The organism is Collinsella sp. AF29-7AC (assembly GCF_003475665.1).
In the GTDB taxonomy this organism is placed as follows: domain Bacteria; phylum Actinomycetota; class Coriobacteriia; order Coriobacteriales; family Coriobacteriaceae; genus Collinsella.
In genome coordinates, this window is record NZ_QRQX01000006.1 from 104730 (window position 1) to 128391 (window position 23662).

The following is a 23662-nucleotide window of genomic DNA, read 5'->3' on the forward strand; positions in this document are numbered from 1 at the left end:
GAGCTTTTCGAAGCGCCGTTATTTCGGCGGCTGTATTTAGCTTCGTGCACCGGGTTTCGAGCATGCCGATGGAGGTGTTTTGCCGTATGACTACCGTAAGACGGGCCGATCTTTCTTGTGTCGTTCAAGCGGGCGGGTTGTCGTCGCGCATGGGCCGCGATAAGGCTCGCATGGCGTTTTGCGGCGAGCCGCTCATCGAGCGCGTGCTGGGTCGGCTGGCGCCAATTGCCGGCGAGTTGGTTGTGACGACTTCGCGTCCCAGCGAGCTTGCCTATCTTGAGGAACTTATGTTTGATGGCCTGCGCCCCCGCGTGGTGATGGACGTCGACGGTCCCGCCGGTGCCATGCGTGGCATCGCGAGCTCGTTGGCCGCGGCCCGATTGCCGCTCGTGGCGATCGTCGCCTGCGACATGCCGTTTGTCTCGCCGGAACTGATCGGCGCGCTTGCCGATCGTGTCGAGACCGAGGCGCTCGATGTGTGCGTGCCGCGCGAGGAGCGGGGGATTGAGCCGCTTTGCGCCGTCTGGCGCTGTGATGCGTGTGCGCCGGTTGCCCACGAGCTGCTTGCCTGCGACCGCCAGCGCATTCGCTGCCTGATCAATCGCGTTCAGGCTGGTTATATGGATGAGCCGCAGATTGTTAAGGCCGCGGGCTCGACGCTCTGCTTCGAGAACGTCAATACGCCCGAGGAGTTTGCGGCGGCCGAGTTACTCGCCTAGACGATGGGAGATGCCATGTCTCACGATATTTGCCCCGACACGGGAGAGCCTTGCACTTGCGACGGGTCCGAACCCTGTACCTGCGGATGTGGTGGCTGTGGACATACCGCGGAAGAGGAAGCGGCTGCCGCGGCGTATCGTGAGGCACACCGCGAAGGCCCGTCCGGTGATGCCCTCGACCACGAACGCAAGATCATCGTGTCGTTCGACAGCACCTTCAATGTGATGGAATGCGAGCAGCTTTGCCTTGCCGCCGGCGTGCCCGGGCGCATCATGCCGCTGCCCGGCTCCATTACCGCAGGTTGCGGGCTGTGCTGGGCTATGCAGTTCTCGGGCGATGCGCTCGCCGCCTTCCGCGCTGCCACCGAAGGCCGCATAACCCCCGCCGACTACCATCAGCTCGTCCTCTAGCCACCAAAACCACCACAAAGGTGCCTGTCCTCAATGTGGTGGTTTGGAACACGTGGACGAAACAGGTTTGAAACACGGGTTTTGCGCGTCAGGCACTCAAAAACGCTTCTACCTGCATCGTAATCAAAACGAAACATCTGCTCGTCGGCTTATGCGAAACTTTGCTGCAACAGTGCGATATTATCCATACTCGATAAAGCTCGGGGCGCATGGGGCGCCTCGAACGACACTTTTCTTTTCCATCAATTGGAGGAAGCATGAGCTACACGCAGAAAGTTCTCGACGAGCTCAAGGCCCGCTATCCCGAGCAGCCTGAGTTCATCCAGGCCGCGACCGAGATCCTCGGCACCATCCAGCCGGCGCTCGACGCCCATCCCGAGTACGAGGAGGCCGCCCTGCTTGAGCGCCTCGTCGAGCCCGAGCGCATCGTCATGTTCCGTGTTCCCTGGGTCGACGACCAGGGCAAGGTCCAGGTCAACCGCGGCTACCGCGTCGAGTTCAACTCTGCCATTGGACCCTACAAGGGCGGCCTGCGCTTTAACCCGACGGTCACCCTGGGCATGCTCAAATTCCTGGGCTTGGAGCAGATCCTCAAGAACAGCCTGACCACCCTTCCCATGGGCGGTGGCAAGGGCGGCTCTGACTTTGACCCCAAGGGCAAGTCCAACAACGAGATCATGCACTTCTGCCAGTCCTTCATGACCGAGCTCTATCGCCACATTGGCCCCAATACCGACGTTCCCGCCGGCGACCTGGGCGTTGGCGGCCGCGAGGTTGCCTACATGTTCGGTCAGTACAAGCGCCTGACCAACGAGTGGACCGGCGTCCTTACCGGCAAGGGCCTCTCCTTTGGCGGCTCGCTCGCCCGTACCGAGGCCACCGGCTACGGTTTGGTCTACTTTGTGGACGAGTACCTCAAGAGCCGCGGCGACTCCTTCGAGGGCAAGAACGTCGTCGTTCACGGTTCCGGTAACGTCGCTATCTACGCGGTCCAGAAGGTCTCCCAGCTCGGCGGCAAGGTGCTGGCCTGCTCCGACACCCACGGTTGGGTCGAGGATCCCGACGGCATCGACTACACCGTGCTCGAGCATGTCTACAACAAGAAGCGCTCCGGCCACGACAAGGGCGTTACGCTCGCCATGTACGTTGACGAGAAGCCCAAGGCCGTGTGGCACGAGGGCGACGGCCGCGGCGTGTGGCAGCTTCCCTGCGACATCGCGCTGCCCTGCGCTCGCGAGAACACGCTGCTGCTCGAGGATGCCCAGGCACTCGTCGCCAACGGCTGCAAGGTGGTCGGCGAGGGCGCGAACATGCCCACGACCATCGAGGCCACGACCTACTTCCAGGAGAACGGCGTCGCCTTTATGCCCGGTAAGGCTGCCAACGCCGGCGGCGTGCTCGTGTCCGGCCTGGAGATGAGCCAGAACGCCGAGCACCTGTCCTGGACCTTCGAGGAGGTCGACGGCAAGCTCGAGCAGCTCATGCGCGGCATGTTCCACAACGTGGACGACACCGCCAAGGAGTACGGCGAGGAGGGCAACTTCGTCATGGGCGCCAACATCGCCGGCTTCCTGAAGGTCGCCGACGCCATGCTCGCCCAGGGCGTCTGCTAAATCTTCGCTCGATATAGCATCGCAGAAGGCTCCCAGTCATCTTGGCTGGGAGCCTTTTTTGATCCGCATGCGACGGAGGAAAACGGTTCATTTTGTCCCGACACGAGCTATGCCCCCTCGTTTGGTACACTTAAAGGTACTGGACAAGTGAAGAGATGGGGGAGAACGTGCTCAAGTTCGGTACCTACGTCCGTGTTGGAAACGCGGCCGAAGCCTATGAGCTCTTACAGAAGAACCGCAATAACAAGATTGTGGGCGGTGGCATTTGGATGCGCCTGGGTTCGCGTCGCGTCGCGACGGCGATTGACCTTTCGGCCTGCGGACTCGATCAGATCGAGGAGACCGAGACCGAGTTTCGCATCGGTGCCATGTGCACCCTGCGCCAGCTCGAGCGCCATGCCGAGCTCAACGCGCTTGTCAACAATGTCTTCGAGTTCGCCGTTCACGATATCGTGGGCGTGCAGCTGCGCAATACCGCCACGGTGGGCGGCAGCATCTACGGCCGCTTTGGCTTCTCGGACGTGCTCTCGGCATTCCTGGCGCTCGATTCGTATGTCGAGCTGACGGGTGCCGGTCGCGTGCCGCTCGCCGAGTTCGTGGACATGGGCTATGTGCGCGACGTGATCGAGCACGTCGTGGTCGTTAAGCACGACTACCGTGCGAGCTACGAGGCCGTGCGCAAGGCCGCGACCGACTTCCCCTCCTTAAACGTCACCGCCGCCTGGTGGAACAACACTTGGCACGTCACCGTGGGCGCCCGCCCGCTGCGCGCGACCCTGCTGCAGGGCGTGGCGTGCGGCCTTACCAACGAGCAGCCTTCCGAGGACGAGCTTCGCGCCCTTGCTGCATCCGTGCGTGCCCTGAGCTACGGAACCAACCTGTGGGGCTCGGCCGACTACCGCCGTCGCATCTCGGCCCCGCTCGCCGTCCAGGCCGTGCGCCGCGCCGCCGGCATCGAGCTTTCGGCCGCGCTTGCCCGCGAGCTCGAGACCGTGCAGGTCCCTAAGTTTGCCACGGACGAGTATTCCTGCCGCCGTGTGCCCGGTGTCGATTCTAGCGAGGTGCGCTAATGGCTGCCAAACTCATCGATCTTTCCTTTACGCTCAACGGCCGCAAGGTCAAGGTTCAGATTGCCCCCGACACTATGCTCCTTGCGCTTTTGCGTGAGCAGGGTTGCGTGTCAGTGCGCTGCGCCTGCGAGACCACCAACTGCGGCCTGTGCACGGTGTGGCTCGACGGCGACCCGGTGCTGAGCTGCTCGGTTCCCGCCGCGCGCGTCGAGGGCCATACCATCACCACGCTCGAGGGTCTCAAGGCTGAGTCCGAGGCGCTTGCCCGCGCGATGGCTGCCGAAGGCGCCGAGCAGTGCGGTTTTTGCGCCCCCGGCCTTATCATGAACGTGCTGGCGCTTGCCCGCGCCGCCAAGGAGGACCCGAGCCTCGTCGCCACGCGCGAGGAGCTGTCGCGCCAGCTCGCCGGCAACCTCTGCCGTTGCAGCGGCTACGAGAGCCAGCTGCGCGCCATTGTCCGCTTCCTCAACGAGTCCGGCGTGCAGGTGGGCTTTGAGATGCCCGAACTGCCGGTCAACGACACCAGCTGCGACGGTGTCTCGTACAAGCAGATCACCCATAAGCAGCCTAAGAAGGACTCGAAGGCGCTGCTCGAGGGCCGTCCCGTCTACACGGGCGATATGGTGCCCGCCGGCGCGCTCATCGTCAAACTCAAGCGCAGCCCCTATGCCCGCGCCAAGATCCGCTCCATTGATACGTCGCGCGCCCTGAAGGTGCCCGGCGTGGTGGGCGTTTACACCTATGAGGATGTGCCCAAGCGCCGCTTTACCATCGCCGGTCAGAGCTATCCGCAGCCGAGTCCCTACGACCGCTTGATCCTCGAGAACCTCGTCCGTTACCAAAACGAGGAGGTGGCGATTGTCGCCGCCGAGACCGAGGAGGCCGCCGACAAGGCGCTCAAGCTCATTAAGGTCGACTACGAGGTGCTCGAGCCGCTGCTCGACTTTACCCAGGCGCTCGATAACGACATCGTGGTCCACCCCGAGGGCGACGTGACCTTTATGTTCCCGCAGGGCGGCGACGTCCCGCGCAACTTGGTATGCAGCGGCACGAGCGACTTTGGTGACTTGGACGAGGCCTTCGCCCAGAGCGATATCGTCTTTGAGCGCACCTACACCAGCCAGGCCACGCAGACCGCGCCCATGGAGACTTTCCGCGCCTTCGCGACGACCGACGCGTTTGGGCGCATCTCGGTGACCACTTCTACGCAGGTGCCCTTCCACGTGCGCCGCATGGTCGCTCAGTCGCTCGATATTCCGCAGTCGCAGGTGCAGGTCATCAAGCCGCGCATCGGCGGCGGCTTTGGCTCCAAGCAGACGGGCTGCTGCGAGATCTTCGTGGCATTCGTTACCCAGCAGACCGGCCGTCCGAGCTACTGCTGCTACACCCGCGAGGAGACCATCACCGCGGGCAACTCGCGCCACCAGATGCAGATGACCGTTAAGCTGGGCGCCATGAACGACGGCACCATCACGGCCATCGACCTGCACACGCTGTCCAACGCCGGTGCGTATGGCGAGCACGCCACCACGACGATCGGCCTCTCGGGCCACAAGAGCCTGCCGATCTACAACCACGTGAAGGCGAGCCGCTTTAGCTGGGACGCCGTCTACACCAATACCAACCGTGGCGGTGCGTATCGTGGCTACGGTGCCACCCAGGGCCAGTTTGCCGTGGAGAGCGCCGTCAACGAGCTCGCCGACATGCTGCACATGGACCCCGCCGACCTGCGCCTTAAGAACATCGTGCGCGAGGGCGAGATCATGCCGCAGTACTACAACGAGAGGCTCAACGCCTGCGCGCTCGACCGCTGCTTGCTGCGCGCGATGGACATGATCGGCTGGCGCGACAAGCCGCTTGCCGTCGATCTGGGCGACCGCGTGCGCGCCCTGGGCTGCGCGCTCACCATGCAGGGCTCGGGCATTTCCAACGTGGACATCGCCGGCATCGACATGCGCCTGGAAGAGGACGGCTTCATTACCATCGGCACCGGCGCCACCGATAACGGCATGGGCGTCGACACGATCCTGGCGCAGATTGCCGCCGAGGAGCTGGGCGTGGAGAGCTCGCTGATCGTGGTGCGCGGCGTGGACACCGACGTGTCGCCGTTCGACGCCGGCTCGTACGCGAGCTCCGGTACCTACGTGACGGGCCTTGCCGCCAAGAACGCCGCGACCGAGCTGCGCGAGAAGATTTGCGCCAAGGCCGCTCAGATGTGGGACGTTGACGCCGCCGACGTGGTCTTCGACGGCCAGTACGTGCGCCTGTCCGACGAGCGTGCCGCTCGTGAGCAGAACCGCTACCTCACGCTGCGCGAATTTGCCAACCTATGCGTCAAGAACATCGCGGGCGGCGACGCGCTGACCTCGCACGCCTCTGCCTGCCTGCCCGTTTCGCCCCCGCCGTTTATGGCCGGCATTGCCGAGGTCGAGGTCGACAAGGCCACCGGCAAGGTGACTGTGGTGGACTACGCGGCGGCTGTGGACTGCGGCACCGTGATCAACGAGGCACTCGCGCGCGTCCAGGCCGAGGGCGGCATTGCCCAGGGCATCGGCCACGCGCTCTACGAGATCGTCGAGCACGACGACCGCGGCCGCCTGCGCACCGGCAACTTTATGAGCTACAAGCTGCCCACGCGCCTGGACATCGGCAGTATTCGCGTGGCCTTTGAGCCGAGCTACGAGCCTACGGGCCCGTTTGGCGCCAAGTCGATCGGCGAGGTCGTCATTAACACGCCGCTCGCCGCCGTGGCCTCGGCCGTGGCACACGCCACCGGCCACCAGGTGCGCTCGCTGCCGATCACGCCCGAGAAGGCCCTGCTGGGGGAGTAGCGGGTCGGCGAACAAGTCGTAATGGGCGGGGCGGGGCAACTCGCCCCGCCTTTCGCACTCGTGGTGAGGTCGTGAGCCTGTAAAACGTGTGCGTGCGCTTGTCGTTCGTATCTGCTATCATTCCTAGTCTGTGCGCTCATGCGGGCGTGGCGGAATTGGTAGACGCGCCAGATTTAGGTTCTGGTGGGATTCCCGTGAAGGTTCGAGTCCTTTCGCCCGCACCAACGCATCTGCGTCGGCTTCGGCCGTCGCGACTCTTTGTTGCATAAAGGTACCAGCACCTCAGATAAGCTGGGCAGTATGAGGAGGAACGTGTTGAACATCACCGCTTCTGACGTCAAGGACGCCAAGCTCACCGCTACGGTCACCATCCCGGCCGCCGACGTCGACGCCGCGATCAAGAAGGCCTACAAGGACACCGCCAAGAAGTACCGCTTCCCGGGCTTCCGTGCCGGCAAGGCTCCCCGTCCGGTCATCGATTCCGCTCTTGGCGCCGAGGCTACCCTCGCTCAGGCCACCAACGACCTGATCGCCGCCAACGAGCCCGCCGTCCTCAACGAGCTGGACATCGTCCCCACCAAGAGCGGTGACTACAAGGAGCTCGACCTCGCCAAGGATCACGAGGACTACACCTACACCGTCGAGTTCTCCCTGCGTCCCGCCGCTGAGCTCTCCTCCTTCGACGCTGTCGAGATCGAGATGCCCCCTGCGGAGGTCACCGAGTCCGAGATCAACAACCAGGTCGAGATGCTCCTCAACTACCGTGCCACCTTCGAGGACGTCGAGGGTCGCGCCGTCGAGGCTGACGACTATGTGACCGTCGACCTCAAGGCCGTCGAGAACGCCGACAACTTTGCCGCCGAGGGTCGCATGCTCATCGCCGGTAGCGACAGCAACCCCAAGGAGTTCAACGAGGCCCTGATCGGCGCTAACGTTGACGACGTCAAGACCGTCACCTGGACCGACGAGGTCGAGGAGGGCGAGGAGGCCGAGACCCACACCGTCGAGGTCACCGTCAAGGGCATCAAGGTCCGCAACACCCCCGAGCTCACCGACGAGCTCGTTAAGTCCGACTTTGGCTTCGACAGCATCGACGCCATGCGCGACGCCATCAAGATCGAGATCGAGCAGGACAAGGCTTCCCGCCTCCCTGCCGAGAAGGAGAACCGTTGCGTCTCCGCTCTCGCTGAGCGCCTGCAGCTCGACGAGATGGATGCCGACTACGAGCAGTCCGTCTTTGAGGAGCTTGGCCAGAACTTCCTGTCCAACCTCGCTGCCCGCGGCATGACCCTGGACACCTGGCTGCCCGCTTCCGGTCTGACCATGGAGCAGTTCATCGGCGACCTGCACAAGCAGGCCAACGACGTTGCCCGTGAGTCCCTGGCGCTCGACGCCCTCGCCCGTGAGCTCAAGATTGAGGTCACCGAGGACGACATCAACGCCGAGTTCGAGAAGGCCGGCGTCAAGGACGTCGAGGCTTCCAAGGCCGAGTTCATCGCCGATGGCCGCATGCCTGCCGTCCGTGAGTCCATCCGTCGCTCCAAGGCCGTCGACCACCTGGTCGAGAACGCCAAGGTGACCGAGGTCGACGAGACCGCCAAGGACGCCGAGTAATTCTCGCCACCTTGCCCGCGAGCGCATGCGTGCGCCTGTGATGGGGTAAAGTTATAAGCCGGTTATCCGGTTGCTTCGTACGGTGCCAGCCAATGCATAGCATGCGGGCACCGTACGTTTATCTAGAACCAATTTGGTCCGCAAGAGAGAAATGGAGATGCGTATGATCGCTAAGTTCGATTCCGCCCTCGTGCCATACGTTATCGAGCAGACGCCGCGCGGCGAGCGCAGCTACGATATCTATTCGCGCCTGCTCAACGATCGCATCATCTTCTTGGGCGAGGAGATCAACTCCGTCAGCGCCAACCTGGTCGTTGCCCAGCTACTGCATCTTGAGAGCCAGGATGCCGAGAAGGATATCTCGCTCTACATCAATTCGCCCGGCGGCGAGGTTTACTCCGGCCTGGCGATTCTTGACACCATGAACTTTATCAAGCCGCAGGTCTCCACCATTTGCGTGGGTATGGCCGCGTCCATGGCCGCCGTGCTGCTTTCGGCTGGCGCCAAGGGCAAGCGCTTCTGCCTGCCGCACTCCAAGGTTATGATTCACCAGCCCAGCGGCGGTGCCCAGGGTCAGCAGACCGAGATCGAGATCGTTGCCGAGGAGATCAAGAAGACCCGTCGCGAGCTCAACCAGATCCTGTCCGATGCCTCGGGCCAGCCCATCGAGAAGGTCCAGGCAGATACCGAGCGTGACAATTACCTGACCGCCGCCGAGGCCCTCGACTACGGCCTGATCGACCGCATCGTCACCTCGCGCGACTTGGCCGCGAAGGACGCCTAGGATGGCCGGTAACATGCAGGACAACTTTGACGAGAACGGCAACCCCATTCGCTGCTCCTTCTGCGGAAAAGAACAGGGCCAGGTCCGACGCCTCGTAAAGGGCCCGACCAACATCTTTATCTGTGACGAGTGCGTCGCCGCCTGCTCCGAGATTCTGGAGGAGTCGCTGGCTTCGGACTTTATGGACGCTGCCCGCAACGGCAAGCTGCCGGGCTTCCTCAATGATCACGGCCAGGCTGCCGGGCAGCCCGCCATGGATCCCGAGGCCGAGGGCTTTGAGCTCGAGGACGACCGCCAGGTCATCACGCACGTGCCGACGCCGCACGAGATCTATGACGAGCTTTCGGCCTATGTCATGGGCCAAGAGGACGCCAAGCGCGCCATGTCGGTTGCCGTGTACAACCATTACCGCCGCGTCATCGAGGGCGGCGCCGCGGTGTCTGCCTTTGACGAGGCATCGGGCATGGGCTCGCAGTTCGATGACGATATGGACGAGGTAGAGCTCGCCAAGTCCAACATCCTGCTGCTCGGTCCCACCGGTACCGGCAAGACCCTGCTCGCCCAGACGCTCGCGCGCATCCTCGAGGTGCCGTTTGCCATCGCCGATGCTACCGCGCTTACCGAGGCTGGCTATGTGGGCGAGGACGTGGAGAACATCCTGCTCAAGCTCATCAACGCTGCCGATGGCGATATCGAGCGCGCGCAGGTGGGCATCATCTACGTTGACGAGATTGATAAGATCGCCCGCAAGGCAGAGAACCTCTCCATCACTCGCGACGTCTCGGGCGAGGGCGTTCAGCAGGCGCTGCTTAAGATTCTTGAGGGCACGGTGGCCAGCGTTCCGCCCACCGGCGGCCGTAAGCATCCCCAGCAGGAGCTCCTGCAGATCGACACGACCAACATCCTGTTCATCTGCGGCGGTGCCTTTGTGGGCCTGGATAAGATCATCGCCGATCGCGTGGGCAACAAGGGCGTGGGCTTTAACTCCGAGATCGCCGGCCCCACCTCGGTCGACGAGAACGACCTGCTGCGTCAGGTGCTCCCGCAGGACCTCAACGCCTTTGGCATGATCCCGGAGTTTGTGGGACGTACGCCCGTTGTCACCCAGACGCAGGCGCTCGACGAGAACGACCTGGTGTCGATTCTGACCGAGCCCAAGAACGCCGTGGTGCGCCAGTACCGCAAGATGTTCCAGCTTGAGGATGTCGATCTTGAATTTGAGGACGCGGCCCTGCACGAGATCGCCCGCATGGCGCTCGCCCGCAAGACCGGCGCCCGCGGCCTGCGTTCCATCTGCGAGGACGTGCTTCAGCAGACGATGTTCGACCTCCCCAGCGAGGAGGGCGTTTCCAAGGTCATCGTGACCGAAGCCTCCGTAAAGGGCGAAGAACAGCCCCAGCGCATCTATGGGTAAATAGCGCCCGTTTAGGTCCCGCGGCAACCACCGCGGGACCTGCTATTTAGGGACAGGTTTATTTTGGTCGGTTTTATATGGGCAACTGTCGTTTCCCCTGATAAAACCTACCAGAATAAACCTGTCCCTATTCGGCAGGTATGCCTGTGCTATTCTGTGAGATTGTCAAGTTAGTACCTTCAGACTGAAGTAATCGATACCTAAGGCGTGTCCGCCTGCTTGGTTTTCGTAGATTCCGCACGAGCCGAAGAGCACTAAATGTGCTCTTCGTGCGAGCCAGGACCTGACCGAGCGAAAACCAAGCAGGCGGACACGCCGGCGGGACAGGGAGAGATATATGGAAGAAATGCCCAAGAACTACGATCCGTCGACCAACGAGCCGGCGATCTTGCAGAAGTGGCTCGACGGCGGCTACTACAAGCGCCGCGAGGGCGTGGGCGATTGCACCGTCACCATTCCGCCTCCCAACGTGACCGGCAAGCTCCACATGGGCCACGCCACCGACGACTCCATCCAGGACGCCATCATCCGTATGGCCCGCATGCGCGGCAAGTCCACGCGCTGGGTGCTGGGCACCGATCACGCCGGTATCGCCACGCAGACCAAGGTCGACAAGAAGCTCAAGAGCGAGGGCATCAGCCGCCTGGAGATCGGTCGCGATAAGTTTGTCGACGCCTGCTGGGACTGGACTCACGAGTACGGCGGCATCATCGTCGAGCAGATCAAGCGCATGGGCTGCTCCGTCGACTTCGACAACGAGCGCTTCACCATGGACGAGGACTATGCCCAGGCCGTGCGTAAGGTCTTCTGCGACTGGTACCACGACGGCCTGATCTACCGCGGCAAGCGCATCGTCAACTGGTGCCCCAACTGCACCACTGCCATCTCGGACGACGAGGCTGAGTACAAGGACGAGAAGGGCCACCTGTGGCACCTGCGCTACCCGCTGACTGAGCCGGTCAACGGCCAGGACTACATCGTCGTCGCCACCACGCGCCCCGAGACCATGCTCGGCGACACGGGCGTCGCCGTCTCCCCGAAGGACCCCGAGAAGGCCGCCTTCGTGGGCAAGACCGTCATGCTGCCGATCGTCAACCGTGAGATCCCCATCTTTGAGGATTGGCATGTCGACGCCAACTTTGGCTCCGGCTTTGTTAAGGTCACCCCGGCCCACGACCCCAACGACTACGCCATGGGTCAGGCGCACGACCTGCCGCAGATCAACATCTTCGACGAGCACGCGGTGGTCGTCGAGGGCTACGGCGAGTTCACCGGCATGAACCGCGACGAGTGCCGCGAGGCCGTCATCAAGTGGTTCGAGGAGCACGACCTGCTCGATCACGTCGAGGACCTCGATCACTCCGTCATGCACTGCTACCGTTGCGACTCCGCCCTGGAGCCGTGGCTGTCCGAGCAGTGGTTTGTGGCCGTCGACAAGCTCAAGGGGCCGGCGCTCGACGCCGTCAACTCTGGCAAGGTGACCTTCCACCCCGCGCGCTGGACGCAGACCTACACCACCTGGATGGAGAACCTCAAGGACTGGTGCATCAGCCGTCAGCTGTGGTGGGGCCACCGCATCCCCGTGTTCTACTGCGAGGACTGCGGTTGGGAGGACGCCCTGACCGAGGACACCGACGTGTGCCCCAAGTGCGGCGGCCATCACGTGCATCAGGACGAGAACGTGCTGGACACCTGGTTCAGCTCGCAGCTGTGGACCTTTGCCACGCAGGGCTGGCCGCAAAAGCCGGAGCTGCTCGAGGGACATCACCCCACGACGGCGCTCGTCACCGCGCGCGACATCATCGCGCTGTGGGTTGCCCGCATGGTCATGAGCTCGCTGTACTTCCTGGACGAGGTGCCGTTTAAGGATGTCGTCATCTACCCGACGATCCTTGCCAAGGACGGCAGCCGCATGTCCAAGTCCAAGGGCAACGGCGTTGACCCCATGGACCTCATTGGCATGTACGGTGCCGACGCCATGCGCTACAACTTGCTCACGCTGTGCACCAACAACCAGGATGTCAAGTTTGACGCGAACATCGACAAGAAGACCAAGCGGCTCATCGACAGCCCGCGCACCGAGCAGGCCAAGTCGTTTGTGACCAAGATCTGGAACGCCAGCCGCTTCCTGCTCATGAACATGGAGGGCTACACGCCCGGCGAGCCCGTCGTGGAGACGCCGGCCGACGCCTGGATGTTCAGCCGCCTGGCCAAGGCTGTCAAGATGGTCACCGAGGGCATCGAGAACTACACCTTTGGCGACATGGCCCGCGGCGTGCAGCAGTTCTTCTGGAACGAGGTCTGCGACTGGTACGTCGAGGTCACCAAGTCCCGCCTGAAGGGCGAGGGTCGTCTGCAGGCGCAGCGCAACCTGATCTTTGTGCTCGACACCTCCATTCGCCTGATGCACCCGCTCATGCCGTTTGTCACCGAGGAGATCTGGGACAACATGCCGGCGAGCGTGCTCGACCTGGACGCCGAGGGCAACGTGAACCGCGCCGAGGCGCTCATGATCGCCAAGTGGCCCGAGCCCGCCGACTACGACAAGTATGTTGACGAGGACGCCGAGCGCGCGTTTGAGCTGTGCCGCACCGTCGTGTCTGCCGCTCGCGCCACGCGTTCGCGTTATCGCTTGAGCCCCAAGGCCGAGCTCGACGTGGTCGTGCGCGCCGGCGCCGAGGACATCGAGAAGCTCGAGAGCCTGCGCTCGACCATCGAGCCGCTGGCGAACGCCGTCTCGCTGATCATGGGTACCAACGTTGAGAAGCCGGCCGCGAGCATCGCCGTGGTCGACAGCGGCGTCGAGGTCTTTGTGGTGCTCGAGGGCAAGGTTGACCTTTCGGCCGAGAAGGCACGCCTGGAGAAGGAGATCGCCGCGGCCCAGAAGGAGCTCGCCGGCTGCGAGAAGACCCTTGCTAACGAGGGCTTTGTTGCCAAGGCCGCGCCTGCGGTGGTCCAGAAGAAGAGGGACCGTGCAGCTGAGCTCAAGGAGATCCTGGCGGCGCTGACTGCTCAGGTTGCTGACTTCTCGTAAGGTTTACTCGGGGGCGCGTCCCGACGCTTTGCTCGCTACTGCGGACACCTATTCCGCCGTTCTAACGAACGGCGGCTGACTCGACGCTGCAAACGCCTCTGATGGCCAATCTGCCGTTCAACTTCGGGCGCATGGGCATAAGCCCTATGCGCCCTTGTTTCACGGCACCTTGGCTCATCAGAGGCGTTTTCGCTGACTATCCTCAACCTATACTGTTTTATTTTTCTATGAATGGCGGTTCTAAAAATGCCTAAGCGTTCCGGCTTGTATACCGTTCCTTTTGAGTTTGATTTGCTTTCGTTTGATGAGGCTGTTGGGCTGGCTGCTGATACGGGGCGGATTTCTGGGGATGCTGGTCCTTTGCTTGAGACGGTTGTCGATATGCTTGATGAGCTGGGACGTCCGGACGAGTATTTCGATTGCATTCAGGTTGCCGGTACTAATGGCAAGACTTCGACCACGCGTTTTTCGGCTGCCATCCTTCGTGGTGAGGGGTTAAAGACCGCGCTGTATACGTCGCCGCAGCTGGTGCGCTATCCCGAGCGCATGGAGGTTGATGGGCGCGTTGTGAGCGACGAGTCGTTTGCCCGTGGTGTTTCTGCTGCTGTTGAGGCAGGACATCGCGTGAATGCCCGTCGTGTGGCGGCGGGGGAGCGCGCCTATTCCATTACGCCGTTTGACCTGCTGACGGCTGCCGCACTTGTCGTGTTTGCCGAGGCCGCGGTGGATGTTGCCGTGCTCGAGGTCGGCATGGGCGGACGCTGGGACGCCACGAGTGCGACCGATCCCGTCGCCGTTGCCATTACGGGCATTGGGCTCGATCACACACGCATTTTGGGCGATACGCTCGAGGCCATTGCGGGGGAGAAGGCTGCGGTTATTAAGCCTGGACGCCTGGTTGTTTTGGGCGAGGGTACGCACGAGGCGAGCGTTCAGCGCGTGATGGATGCACGTTGTCGCGAGTGCGGCATAGTGCCGCTGGTGGTGAACCATGCCACGACCAAGGTGCCGGCACATGTGGGCGACACGGTTGAGTTTAGCTGCACCACGCCGCGTGCGATCTATACGTCTAGCATGGTCAAGCCGGCGTATCAGCCGCAGAATGCCGCGTGCGCGATTATGCTGTGCGAGGGGTATCTGGGTCGCGAGCTCGATCATGACAAGCTCGATGCGTCGCTTATGGGCTGCCCCACGCCGGGTCGCTTTGATGTGCTGGGAACCAATCCGCTCAAGCTGATCGACGCCTGTCATAACCCTCAGAGCTGCGAGAACTTTGTGAGCGCACTGGACGAGATCGATTCGTGCGTAGAGAATCGCCCCACGTTGCTGTGCGCCGCGCTGGCCGATAAGGACGTGGCGGGCATCGTCGACGTGCTAATCCCGGCCTTCCCACGCGTGGTCGTGACGCAGACCGATTCCGATCGCGCCTTGCCCGCGCAGAAGCTTGCCGCCCTGGTGGATGCCGACAAGCTTGCGGGCGTGTATCCGAGCGTACCCGAGGCCCTCGCCGCCTTCGAGGACGCGGGCGAGCCCTTCGTAGCAGCCGGCACCATTACCCTAGCCGGCGAAGTGGCAGGCTTGCTGCGCTAACCCATCCCCTCATCAGTTGCGGTGAAATAGGGACTGTTTTATGGGCTAGAAGCCTTAAACAGTCCGTATTCCACCGCAACTTCTAGGGGAGCTTTGGTGGCGTGCCTAGTCTAGGCGGACCGGATCGTGGGGGTAGGCGTTGAGAATCTCGACGCCGTTCTCGGTCACCAGGGCCAGGTCCTCGATGCGGACACCGGTGCGGCTGGGGAGGTAGATGCCCGGTTCGATGGAGAACGTCATGCCCGGCTCCACGACCTGCTCGTTGACGAGCGAGACGTCGCCTGGCTCGTGGTCCTGCAGGCCGATCGAGTGTCCCAGGCGATGCGTAAAGTATTCGCCGTAGCCCGCGTCCTCAATCACGTCGCGCGAGGCACGGTCCAGGTCGCACATGCGCACGCCCGGTGCGATGAGCGCCTCGGCGGCCTCGTTGGCGCGGCGCACGATATCGTAGATGCGCGCCGTCTCCTCGTCCGGCTCGCCCCAAAAGAACGTGCGCGTCATGTCCGAGCAGTAGTTGCGATGGCGTCCGCCAATATCGAACAGCACCACGTCGCCGCGCTTGAGTGCGGTGTCGTCGGGCTCGTGGTGCGGGTCGCCGGCGTTGGCGCCAAAGCTCACGATGGGCGGAAAGCTAAAGCCCTCGCAGCCGTGCTTGCGGTACAGACCGAGCATCTGATCGGCAATTTCGCGCTCCGTCACGCCTTCATGGACGAGCTTGATGGCGTCGGCCATCACGGCGTCGTTGGCGGCCGAGGACGCGCGCATAAGCTCCTGCTCGGTAGCGTCTTTGTAGGTGCGTGCGGCGGTGACGGCAAAGTCACCCAGGAAAAACTCGCTTGCGGCCTGGCGTTCCATGAGGGGCATTAAGAAGCCAGAACGCATGACGGTATCGATGCCGAGCGGCTTGGTCGGATCGATCTCGCGAGCGATGGCGTCGGCCACGATATCGGTATCGGTGTGGTAGGCAACGCGGGCGTTGTCATACTCTGGCAGCTGGTGCAGGGCGTTGACTAGGATCACCGGCTCGGCATTGCGCGCGAGCAGCACGCCACAAAAACGCTCGAACATATCGGCATAAAACCCGGTCAGATAGTAGATCGACCACGGGTCATTCACAAGCAGCTGCGCGCCGGGGTGCTGAGCCTCGAGCGCATCGAGCACGCGTGCCACACGCTGGTCATCGACATGTGCCATGAAACATCCTTTCGCTAGGCTGCCACCATGGTATCCCAAGCCCGGCACATGGGGACGTTCCTTTTATGCCGGCACCTCGGGACATTCCTTTGCATCCCATGCGCACCCTCATAAGTTGCGGTGAAATACGGACTGTTTAGCGGCCTGAAGCCATAAAACAGTCCGTATTTCACCGCAACTGCGGAGGAGGACCGGGCGGATGGTGGAGTAGCTAAAAGAGCTCCGTCCCTAATTAGCTACTTGGGCTCGGTCGATGTTCATGCTGGCGACTAGGTCAATGTTGGTGCCGAGAAGATCTTCCAGCACGACGTCGCCCATGCGGATGGGGGCGTTGACGACTAGGCCTCGGATGAGGTTCATGGCTTGGGCGTGGAGTTCTAGCGGGATGGCTTCGGCCGTGCGGACGGGGAGTAGGGCTTCGTCGCCGCCGGAGACGGCCACGGTCGTTGTGAGCAAGCGCATGGGGCAGGTGAGCTCCTGATGTGCGAACTTATCGCCGCGCGGGCAGTTGTTGCCGGTTACGGAGCGTACTTCCACCACGGCGCCATTGGCGTCGCGCTCTACCTCTACGGTCAGGAGGCACTCGGACGGGCAGGTGGTGCAGTTGAACTGCAACGTTTCGATTGCATTCGTGCTCATGAGCTATGCCTCCTCAATGGGATCGACGGACAAGACAATCTCGGTAACACCCATGTCGAGCGCCTGCTGAAGCACCTTTGCCGGCAGCGGGAAGCTTTCCATGACGCTCGGTTTAAACGCGCGGACCTTGCCGGCGAACAGTTCCTCGCCGTCGGCCAAGATCCTCACGCGGGCGGCATCGACTGGCCGGCGCACACGGAAGTCGAGTTTGGTGAGCGCCACAGCCGTAATGCGTCCCGGCAGTGCGTATCCCGCAATGCCGGCAGGGGAGACGGTGAGCTTGCAGTCCGGAACGAGGCCCGCGCCGGTTTCCAGCGCGTACGCCGCTGCAGCTGCGCCAGCCCTCTCGGACTCAGTCGTCACGTTGTCGGCCAGGTCGTGCACGTGCAGCACGTTTCCGCACGCAAAGATGCCCGGCACGCTTGTCTGCAGGCTCTGGTCCACCACGGCGCCACGCGTGCGCGGGTCAAGCTCAACGCCCGCCCCCACCGAAAGCTCGTTCTCGGGAATCAGGCCCACCGAAAGCAGCAGCGTGTCGCACGGAACAACGCGCTCGGTCCCCGGAATGGGTGCAAGATGCTCGTCGACCTGGCTTACCTCGACAGCCTCCACACGATCGTGCCCGATCACACGCGTGACTGTGGTAGACAGATGCAGTGGAATGCCAAAGTCTTCCAGGCAGTTCTTAACATTGCGACGCAGGCCGTTGGCGTACGGCATGAGCTCGTACACACCCTCGACCGAAATCCCCTCGAGCGTGCAGCGGCGCGCCATGATCAGCCCGATATCGCCCGAGCCTAAAATGACGGCGCGCGAGCCGGGTTTGAGGTTCTCGATATTGATGTATCGCTGCGCCAGGCCCGCCGTGAAAACGCCGGCGGGGCGGCTGCCGGGTATCTTGATCTCGCTGCGGGTGCGCTCGCGGCACCCCATGGCAAGGACAACTGCGCGCCCGGTGAGCTGCAGCATGCCGGCGCGGCTCATGAGCGTGACGGTATGGCCCGCGGTGTCTTCCGCAGGCTCGCCTGAATCAATCCCAAGCACCATGCTGTTCAGGAACAGCGCAATGTCGGTTGCGTGCACCTGGTCGATAAAGCGCTGCGCGTACTCGGGACCGGTGAGCTCCTGTTTAAAGTGCGACAGGCCAAAGCCGGGGTGGATGCACTGGCGGAGGATACCGCCCAGATGCTGCTCGCGCTCCACGATGGCCACGCGCGCTCCGGCCTTATGAGCGGCCAGCGCGGCCGCCATGCCGGCAGGTCCGCCGCCGATAACGACCACATCGAACGCCTGCGTTTGCACGGGCGTTGAGGCTCCGACCTCTGCGGTTCGAGCCTCCGCGCGTTCGTCGCGCATATCAAACGTCGCCATCCTAGCGTACCCCCTTCAGCGGTCCCTGGACCAGCCAAGATCCGGCATCCTCCAACAACACCTCGCTGGGGTCGCAGCCCAGTTCGCGCGCCAGGATCGCTACCACGCGGCTCTGGCAAAAGCCGCTCTGGCACCGACCCATGCCGGCGCGGCAGCGGCGCTTGACGCCCTCGACCGAAATCGCGCCCGGGTGGCGTCGGATCGCGGCAACAATCTCGGCCTCGGGCACCGTTTCGCAGCGGCAGACGATTTGCCCCCAAGCGGGGTCGGATTCAATGAGCTCTTCCTTGCGCGCAAGCGGCACGCGGTCAAAGTCGTCCGGCGCGCGGCGAATCGGGTCCCAATCGGCCCTTTCGCGCAAAGCAACGCCCGCCTCGCGCATCACGCGCTCCATGCGCTCGGCAATGGCCGGCGCGCTCGCCACGCCCGGCGACTGAATACCTGCCGCCTGGAACAGCCCCGGCACCACGGCCGACTGCCCAATAAAGAAGTCGTTCGTTCCCTGAATGACCGGTCGACCGCCGGCAAACGCGCGCACCACGCGACGCGTGTCCAGATCGGGCACCAGCTTGTGCGCACCGGTCAGGAGCGCGTTGACATCGGTCGCGTAGGTCTGCGTGTCGCCTGGCTCGCGCACGGCAGCCGTCGCGGTAATCACGGTGTTGCCATGTACGGTACCCGTGACGATAACGCCCTTGGACACTGGCGTGGGAACAGGGTAGAGCGGCATGAGCGTGCGCGGCTCCTTGTCCAGCACCACGATGTTGCCCTGACGCCAGACCATATGGAACTCCTCGGCGCCCGCCATATGCGAGATGTCCGCGGCTCCGTTGCCCGCGGTGTTGATCAGGTAGCGGCAGCGCACGTTGCCAGCGGGGGTTGCCAGCGTAAAGCGTGCGTCTTCGCCCGAGTCCGTAACCTCAATCGCTTCCACCGACGCGGAACGCATAAACGTCACGCCGTTGGCTACGGCGTTCTCCAGCGCGGCGATGGCGACCTCAAACGGGTCGACAAAACCGGTCGAAGGGCACCACAACGCGCACGTTGCATCGGCACTGGCGCGCGGCTCTAATTCGTGGATGCGGTCGGATCCGACGATCGACAGCTCGGGCACCCCGTTGACCAGGCCATTGCTGCGCAGCTGCTCCAGATGCGCTCGGTCCTCGTCGTTAAACCCCAGCACCATCGACCCGGTGCGGCAGAACAGAAAGCCCAGCTCCTGGGCCCACGCGCCATATAGCTCGCAGCCACGGGCGTTGACCTGCGCCTTTACGGTGCCCGGAGCCGGATCGTAGCCAGCGTGCACCAGGCCGCCGTTGGCCTTCGACGCGCCCAGCGCAATATCGTTAGCCTCCTCGACCACGCAAATGGACAGGTCATAGCGCGCGAGCTGCCGCGCGATGGCGCATCCGGTGATGCCCGCGCCCACAATCGCGATATCAAACGTTTCTGTCACAGTGCCTCCCAGACGAGTTGACAGGCTGTCAATACGACTATCCTACGGTCTGCACACCCCCAGTGCGGCGGCAATGCGGCGAACAGCCCCGCAACACCCGCCAACGGCAGACGAGGGGAGACTCAGTAACGTCGATAACCTCGTCTGCCGACAACTAAGGCAACTGTTCGTCTCCATCTGTAACAGTTAGACGAGGATCTGGGTTCTAGATGTTACAGATCAAGACAAACCTTCCGGCGGATTTTGAATGTCTCGATCTGTAACAGTAAGAGGGGTTTTGGGGCCCAAGATGTTACAGATCGAGATTGAAGTCGGGGAGGGACCCCTGTGTCTCGATCTGTAACGTTTAGACCCGGATTCCGCTCCCGCCTGTTACAGATTGAGATGTTTGTGTCCGCGCCAGCCCCGCCCCTAGCCGTGGTCCCATATAAACAAACCCCGTGGTAAACTTGACCGGACTGTTAATATCCCGAAAGGTATCCGTAATGTCCAAGTACATCTCCGAGCTCATGTCGCCGCAGCTTATGGGCGTCGTCTATGCTTTCGTTGGCTTTATCATCGCCCTGTATGTGCTGTCGGTCGTCTATGTGTTCATCGACGCTCGCCGCCGCGGCGCCAGCGCCTACGTGGCATGGGGCATCATCGCCCTCATCCCGTTTGTGGGCCTCATTGCCTACCTGGTCCTGCGCCCGCACTCCTACGCGTCCGACCGCGAGGAGCAGGAGCTGGACATGGCCCTGCGTGAGCGCCAGCTTGCCCAGTATGGCACCTGCCCGCAGTGCGGCGCGCCCATCGAGAAGGACTTTGTGGTCTGCCCGGTGTGCGATACCCAGGTTCGCAACGTGTGCCCCAGCTGCCATCGCCCGCTCGACGCGCACTGGAAGGTCTGCCCCTACTGCCGAACTCGCATCCAGTAACGCATCCATCGCCGGGCCGGCCGCAACCCACGGGCACCGCGCATCTCGCGCACGCCGCAAGCACGCGCCCCACAGCCCCGCCCCCACACGATGAAGCATGCGTAGAAAATCGCCCGCCGTGCCATTAAGGTGCGGCGGGCGCTTGTATACCAAGGCAACCTGCCTATAATGATGCAAGTCAAAAACGCCGAGCGCATCGCACGCACTTGCATTAGGCATCCGAGAGGAGAAAACATACCCATGAAGGCACTCTACAATGACGGTTCGGTGGCCGAGCTCCCGCAGGACGAGGTCACGCACGTCATCCGTCACTCCGCCGCGCACATCATGGCACAGGCCATCAAGCGTCTCTATCCCGAGGCCGACTTTGCCTACGGTCCTGCGACCGACAACGGCTTCTACTACGACGTCGACCTGCCCGAGGGCGTCAAGATCAGCGAGGACGACTTCCCCGCGATCGAGGCCGAGATGAAGAAGATCGTCAAGGAGAACCTCAAGTTCACCGTGTACGAGAAGCCCCGCGCCGAGGCCATCGCCCTTATGGAGGAGCGCGGCGAGAAGTACAAGGTCGAGCACATTGGCGACCTGGACGACGACGCCCGCATCACCTTCTACCAGCAGGGCGACTACATCGACATGTGCGTCGGCCCCCACATCTGCTATACCAAGGCGCTGAAGGCCTTTAAGCTCACCGGCGTCTCGGGCGCCTACTGGAAGGGCGACAAGGACAACAAGATGCTCACCCGCATCAACGGCGTCGCCTTTGCCACCAAGGAAGAGCTCGACGAGCACATGCACATGCTGGAGGAGGCCAAGAAGCGCGACCACCGCAAGATCGGCCGCGAGATGGACCTCTTTATGATGCGCGACGAGGCCCCTGGCTTCCCGTTCTTCCTGCCCAACGGCATGATCCTTAAGAACACGCTGCTGGACTACTGGCGCGAGATCCACCACAAGGCCGGCTACGTGGAGATCTCCACGCCGCTCATCATGAACAAGCAGCTGTGGAAGACTTCGGGCCATTGGGACCACTACAAGGACAACATGTACTCCACCGTCATCGACGACGAAGAGTACTGCATTAAGCCCATGAACTGCCCGGGCGGCGTGCTGGTGTACGCGAGCAAGCCGCACTCCTACCGCGAGCTGCCTATCCGCGCCGGCGAGATTGGCCTGGTGCACCGCCACGAGCTGCGCGGCGCCCTCCACGGCCTGTTCCGCGTGCGCTGCTTTAACCAGGACGACGCCCACCTGTTTGTGCGCCCCGACCAGCTGACCGACGAGATCGTGGGCGTGGTCAACCTCATCGACTCCGTGTACCAAAAGTTTGGCTTTAAGTATCATGTTGAGCTTTCCACCCGCCCCGAGGACTCCATGGGTTCCGACGAGGACTGGGCACGCGCTGAGGAGGGCCTGCGCACCGCTCTGGAGAAGCTGGGCATGGACTACGAGGTCAACGAGGGCGATGGCGCCTTCTACGGCCCCAAGATCGACTTCCACCTGGAGGACTCGCTCGGACGTACCTGGCAGTGCGGCACCGTCCAGCTCGACTTCCAGATGCCGCTCAACTTTGATCTTGAGTACGTGGACGCCGACGGCACCAAGAAGCGCCCCATCATGCTGCACCGCGTATGCTTTGGCTCCATCGAGCGCTTCATTGGTATTCTGATTGAGCACTTTGCGGGCAAGTTCCCCACCTGGCTGGCTCCCGTGCAGGTCAAAGCGCTTCCTGTCTCCGAGAAGAGCCGCGACTACGCCCACGAGGTGTGTGCCAAGCTGGAGGAGGCCGGCATTCGCGTGGTCTGCGACGACCGCGACGAGAAGATCGGCTACAAGATCCGCGAGGCCCGCAGCATCGACCGCGTGCCCTACATGCTCATTCTGGGCGAGAAGGAGGTCGAGGCCGGCAGCATCTCCGTCCGCGATCGCTCCAACGAGACCGTTCAGATGAGCGTTGACGAGTTTGTTGCGAAGGTGCTCGAGGAGATCAAGACTCGCGCCTAAGGCAAACTTCACAACAATTAACAAAGGCGACCGTCTACACAGGGCGGTCGCCTTTTTCATGCCGAAATAAGAAAAGCCGCTGGTTGAGCGGCTTTTTTTGTTGCACAAAAAGGTACAGGTTTTTATAGAGGGGTATGGAGATGTACCTACTAGCAGTACATTTTGCGTAATCTGGGCAAACGCTGATTAATTGCTCGTATAATGTCGTCTGTCGAAAGATACAAAAACCTGTACTTTTGCGACTGCGCCTAGCTGCGAGCGAGAAGCCTGTTCTAAACGCCCCTGCATTTGCGTGCATCGCAAAGCCAAAAAGAGGGGGCGAGAACATGGAACAGACGGCACGGCGCCAAGAGCAGCTGCCGGGCGCATTTAACGGCGCCACCACCAACAGCCAGCACGGCCGCGTCCGCTGGTATCTGGTCCACACCCCCAATGGAAAAGAGCGCGAGATCTGCGAAAAGGTCCGCTGCATTATCCCGCACAACCTTATGCAGGACGCTTTTGTGATGCAAAAGGAGTTCTGGTTTAAGCGGGACGGCGCATGGTCGCTCCAAACCAAACCCATGTACAAGGAATATTTCTTCGTCGCCACGCACGATGCCGCAGCGCTCGATAGGGCTTTGGCTCAGTTGAGCTTTGGCTGCCGCATCGCCGGCAGCAGGGAGCGGGCCTATGCGCCCATGCCGGACGATGCGCAGGACTGGTACCGCAGCGTGCTCGACGACGACGGCGTGGTGCGCAACAGCGTTGCGCGCATTGAAGACGGTGTGCTGCACATAGAGCAGGGCCCACTTGTGGGGCAAGAGGCCCACGTAAAAAAGATCGACCGTCACAAGCGCTGGTGCCTGGTGGACGTGGGCGAAGGCGACTCCGCATTTAGGGAGCTGCTTCCGTTAGACGTGCCGAGCAAAACGTAAGGAAGACGTTACGCCGGCAATTTATTTGGTTTTTGAATTTGTGGATTGGGGGGGGGGGTTCCTGGGGACAGGAACGAAATTTTT

Annotated in this window: 17 protein-coding genes, 1 tRNA gene and 1 pseudogene; 15 read left to right on the forward strand and 4 right to left on the reverse strand. The window is 62.4% G+C overall.

The features are described from left to right. Positions 1–86 precede the first annotated feature (86 nt). The 12 genes and pseudogenes from DWZ15_RS04135 (at position 87) to DWZ15_RS04185 (ending at position 15080) form a co-directional block, all read left to right on the forward strand. Positions 87–719: a molybdenum cofactor guanylyltransferase gene (locus DWZ15_RS04135; RefSeq protein ID WP_158572493.1), complete on the forward strand. Its 633-nt coding sequence runs from the start codon at positions 87–89 to the stop codon at positions 717–719. Positions 720–734: 15 nt separating this feature from the next. Continuing rightward, entirely contained in the window at positions 735–1130 is a 396-nt protein-coding gene (locus DWZ15_RS04140; RefSeq protein ID WP_158572494.1) for a DUF3343 domain-containing protein, read from the forward strand. 257 nt (positions 1131–1387) lie between these two features. Continuing rightward, the gene (gene gdhA, locus DWZ15_RS04145; RefSeq protein ID WP_118449557.1) at positions 1388–2743 is read left to right on the forward strand and encodes an NADP-specific glutamate dehydrogenase; all 1356 of its coding nucleotides are present in this window, start codon (positions 1388–1390) and stop codon (positions 2741–2743) included. 155 nt (positions 2744–2898) lie between these two features. After that, positions 2899–3813 carry a xanthine dehydrogenase family protein subunit M gene (locus DWZ15_RS04150; protein WP_118449559.1) on the forward strand — a complete coding sequence of 305 codons (915 nt, stop codon included), beginning with the start codon at positions 2899–2901 and terminating at the stop codon, positions 3811–3813. Continuing rightward, positions 3813–4256 (forward strand): annotated as a pseudogene (locus tag DWZ15_RS10885) ((2Fe-2S)-binding protein); the annotation flags it as partial. The gene DWZ15_RS04150 and the pseudogene DWZ15_RS10885, both read left to right, overlap by 1 nt. Positions 4257–4433: 177 nt before the next feature. Then, complete coding sequence (locus DWZ15_RS04155; protein WP_369833217.1) at positions 4434–6644, forward strand: xanthine dehydrogenase family protein molybdopterin-binding subunit; 2211 nt, start codon at positions 4434–4436, stop codon at positions 6642–6644. 140 nt (positions 6645–6784) lie between these two features. Further along, positions 6785–6868, forward strand: a tRNA-Leu gene (locus DWZ15_RS04160). An 88-nt stretch (positions 6869–6956) separates the two neighbouring features. Then, complete coding sequence (gene tig / locus DWZ15_RS04165; RefSeq protein ID WP_233544631.1) at positions 6957–8258, forward strand: trigger factor; 1302 nt, start codon at positions 6957–6959, stop codon at positions 8256–8258. 163 nt (positions 8259–8421) lie between these two features. After that, positions 8422–9042 carry an ATP-dependent Clp protease proteolytic subunit gene (locus DWZ15_RS04170; RefSeq protein WP_022095182.1) on the forward strand — a complete coding sequence of 207 codons (621 nt, stop codon included), beginning with the start codon at positions 8422–8424 and terminating at the stop codon, positions 9040–9042. Between the two features lies 1 nt (position 9043). After that, positions 9044–10456, forward strand: coding sequence for an ATP-dependent Clp protease ATP-binding subunit ClpX (gene clpX / locus DWZ15_RS04175; RefSeq protein WP_118449565.1), 1413 nt, complete (start codon positions 9044–9046; stop codon positions 10454–10456). Between the two features lie 337 nt (positions 10457–10793). Next, positions 10794–13490 (forward strand): valine--tRNA ligase, encoded by a 2697-nt coding sequence (locus DWZ15_RS04180; RefSeq protein WP_118449567.1) that lies wholly within the window; start codon positions 10794–10796, stop codon positions 13488–13490. A 246-nt stretch (positions 13491–13736) separates the two neighbouring features. Beyond that, positions 13737–15080 carry a folylpolyglutamate synthase/dihydrofolate synthase family protein gene (locus DWZ15_RS04185; protein ID WP_118449569.1) on the forward strand — a complete coding sequence of 448 codons (1344 nt, stop codon included), beginning with the start codon at positions 13737–13739 and terminating at the stop codon, positions 15078–15080. Positions 15081–15185: 105 nt separating this feature from the next. Here the strand turns inward: DWZ15_RS04185 and DWZ15_RS04190 are convergent, their stop codons facing one another. The 4 genes from DWZ15_RS04190 to DWZ15_RS04205 form a co-directional block, all read right to left on the reverse strand. Then, positions 15186–16274, reverse strand: coding sequence for a Xaa-Pro peptidase family protein (locus DWZ15_RS04190; RefSeq protein ID WP_118449571.1), 1089 nt, complete (start codon positions 16272–16274; stop codon positions 15186–15188). Positions 16275–16502: 228 nt separating this feature from the next. Further along, the gene (locus DWZ15_RS04195; RefSeq protein ID WP_118449573.1) at positions 16503–16913 is read right to left on the reverse strand and encodes a DUF1667 domain-containing protein; all 411 of its coding nucleotides are present in this window, start codon (positions 16911–16913) and stop codon (positions 16503–16505) included. 3 nt (positions 16914–16916) lie between these two features. Then, complete coding sequence (locus DWZ15_RS04200; RefSeq protein WP_255413742.1) at positions 16917–18284, reverse strand: NAD(P)/FAD-dependent oxidoreductase; 1368 nt, start codon at positions 18282–18284, stop codon at positions 16917–16919. Position 18285: 1 nt separating this feature from the next. After that, positions 18286–19740, reverse strand: coding sequence for an NAD(P)/FAD-dependent oxidoreductase (locus DWZ15_RS04205; protein WP_118449575.1), 1455 nt, complete (start codon positions 19738–19740; stop codon positions 18286–18288). Positions 19741–20225: 485 nt separating this feature from the next. Here DWZ15_RS04205 and DWZ15_RS04210 point away from each other — a divergent pair, with 485 nt between their 5' ends. The 3 genes from DWZ15_RS04210 (at position 20226) to DWZ15_RS04220 (ending at position 23578) form a co-directional block, all read left to right on the forward strand. Then, a complete protein-coding gene (locus tag DWZ15_RS04210; protein WP_055251579.1) occupies positions 20226–20657 on the forward strand; it encodes a zinc ribbon domain-containing protein in 432 nt (143 codons plus the stop codon). Positions 20658–20897: 240 nt separating this feature from the next. Next, complete coding sequence (gene thrS, locus DWZ15_RS04215) at positions 20898–22661, forward strand: threonine--tRNA ligase (RefSeq protein ID WP_118449577.1); 1764 nt, start codon at positions 20898–20900, stop codon at positions 22659–22661. A gap of 326 nt (positions 22662–22987) precedes the next feature. Next, complete coding sequence (locus DWZ15_RS04220; RefSeq protein WP_118328470.1) at positions 22988–23578, forward strand: hypothetical protein; 591 nt, start codon at positions 22988–22990, stop codon at positions 23576–23578. Positions 23579–23662 lie beyond the last annotated feature (84 nt).

What these genes read in the sequence shown, in the direction of transcription:
- DWZ15_RS04135 (WP_158572493.1), top strand. Translation starts at nt 87, where the DNA reads ATGACTACCGTAAGACGGGCCGATCTTTCTTGTGTCGTTCAAGCGGGC.
- DWZ15_RS04140 (WP_158572494.1), top strand. Translation starts at nt 735, where the DNA reads ATGTCTCACGATATTTGCCCCGACACGGGAGAGCCTTGCACTTGCGAC.
- gdhA (WP_118449557.1), top strand. Translation starts at nt 1,388, where the DNA reads ATGAGCTACACGCAGAAAGTTCTCGACGAGCTCAAGGCCCGCTATCCC.
- DWZ15_RS04150 (WP_118449559.1), top strand. Translation starts at nt 2,899, where the DNA reads ATGGGGGAGAACGTGCTCAAGTTCGGTACCTACGTCCGTGTTGGAAAC.
- DWZ15_RS04155 (WP_369833217.1), top strand. Translation starts at nt 4,434, where the DNA reads ATGGTGCCCGCCGGCGCGCTCATCGTCAAACTCAAGCGCAGCCCCTAT.
- DWZ15_RS04170 (WP_022095182.1), top strand. Translation starts at nt 8,422, where the DNA reads ATGATCGCTAAGTTCGATTCCGCCCTCGTGCCATACGTTATCGAGCAG.
- clpX (WP_118449565.1), top strand. Translation starts at nt 9,044, where the DNA reads ATGGCCGGTAACATGCAGGACAACTTTGACGAGAACGGCAACCCCATT.
- DWZ15_RS04180 (WP_118449567.1), top strand. Translation starts at nt 10,794, where the DNA reads ATGGAAGAAATGCCCAAGAACTACGATCCGTCGACCAACGAGCCGGCG.
- DWZ15_RS04185 (WP_118449569.1), top strand. Translation starts at nt 13,737, where the DNA reads ATGCCTAAGCGTTCCGGCTTGTATACCGTTCCTTTTGAGTTTGATTTG.
- DWZ15_RS04190 (WP_118449571.1), bottom strand. Translation starts at nt 16,274, where the DNA reads ATGGCACATGTCGATGACCAGCGTGTGGCACGCGTGCTCGATGCGCTC.
- DWZ15_RS04195 (WP_118449573.1), bottom strand. Translation starts at nt 16,913, where the DNA reads ATGAGCACGAATGCAATCGAAACGTTGCAGTTCAACTGCACCACCTGC.
- DWZ15_RS04200 (WP_255413742.1), bottom strand. Translation starts at nt 18,284, where the DNA reads ATGGCGACGTTTGATATGCGCGACGAACGCGCGGAGGCTCGAACCGCA.
- DWZ15_RS04210 (WP_055251579.1), top strand. Translation starts at nt 20,226, where the DNA reads ATGTCCAAGTACATCTCCGAGCTCATGTCGCCGCAGCTTATGGGCGTC.
- thrS (WP_118449577.1), top strand. Translation starts at nt 20,898, where the DNA reads ATGAAGGCACTCTACAATGACGGTTCGGTGGCCGAGCTCCCGCAGGAC.
- DWZ15_RS04220 (WP_118328470.1), top strand. Translation starts at nt 22,988, where the DNA reads ATGGAACAGACGGCACGGCGCCAAGAGCAGCTGCCGGGCGCATTTAAC.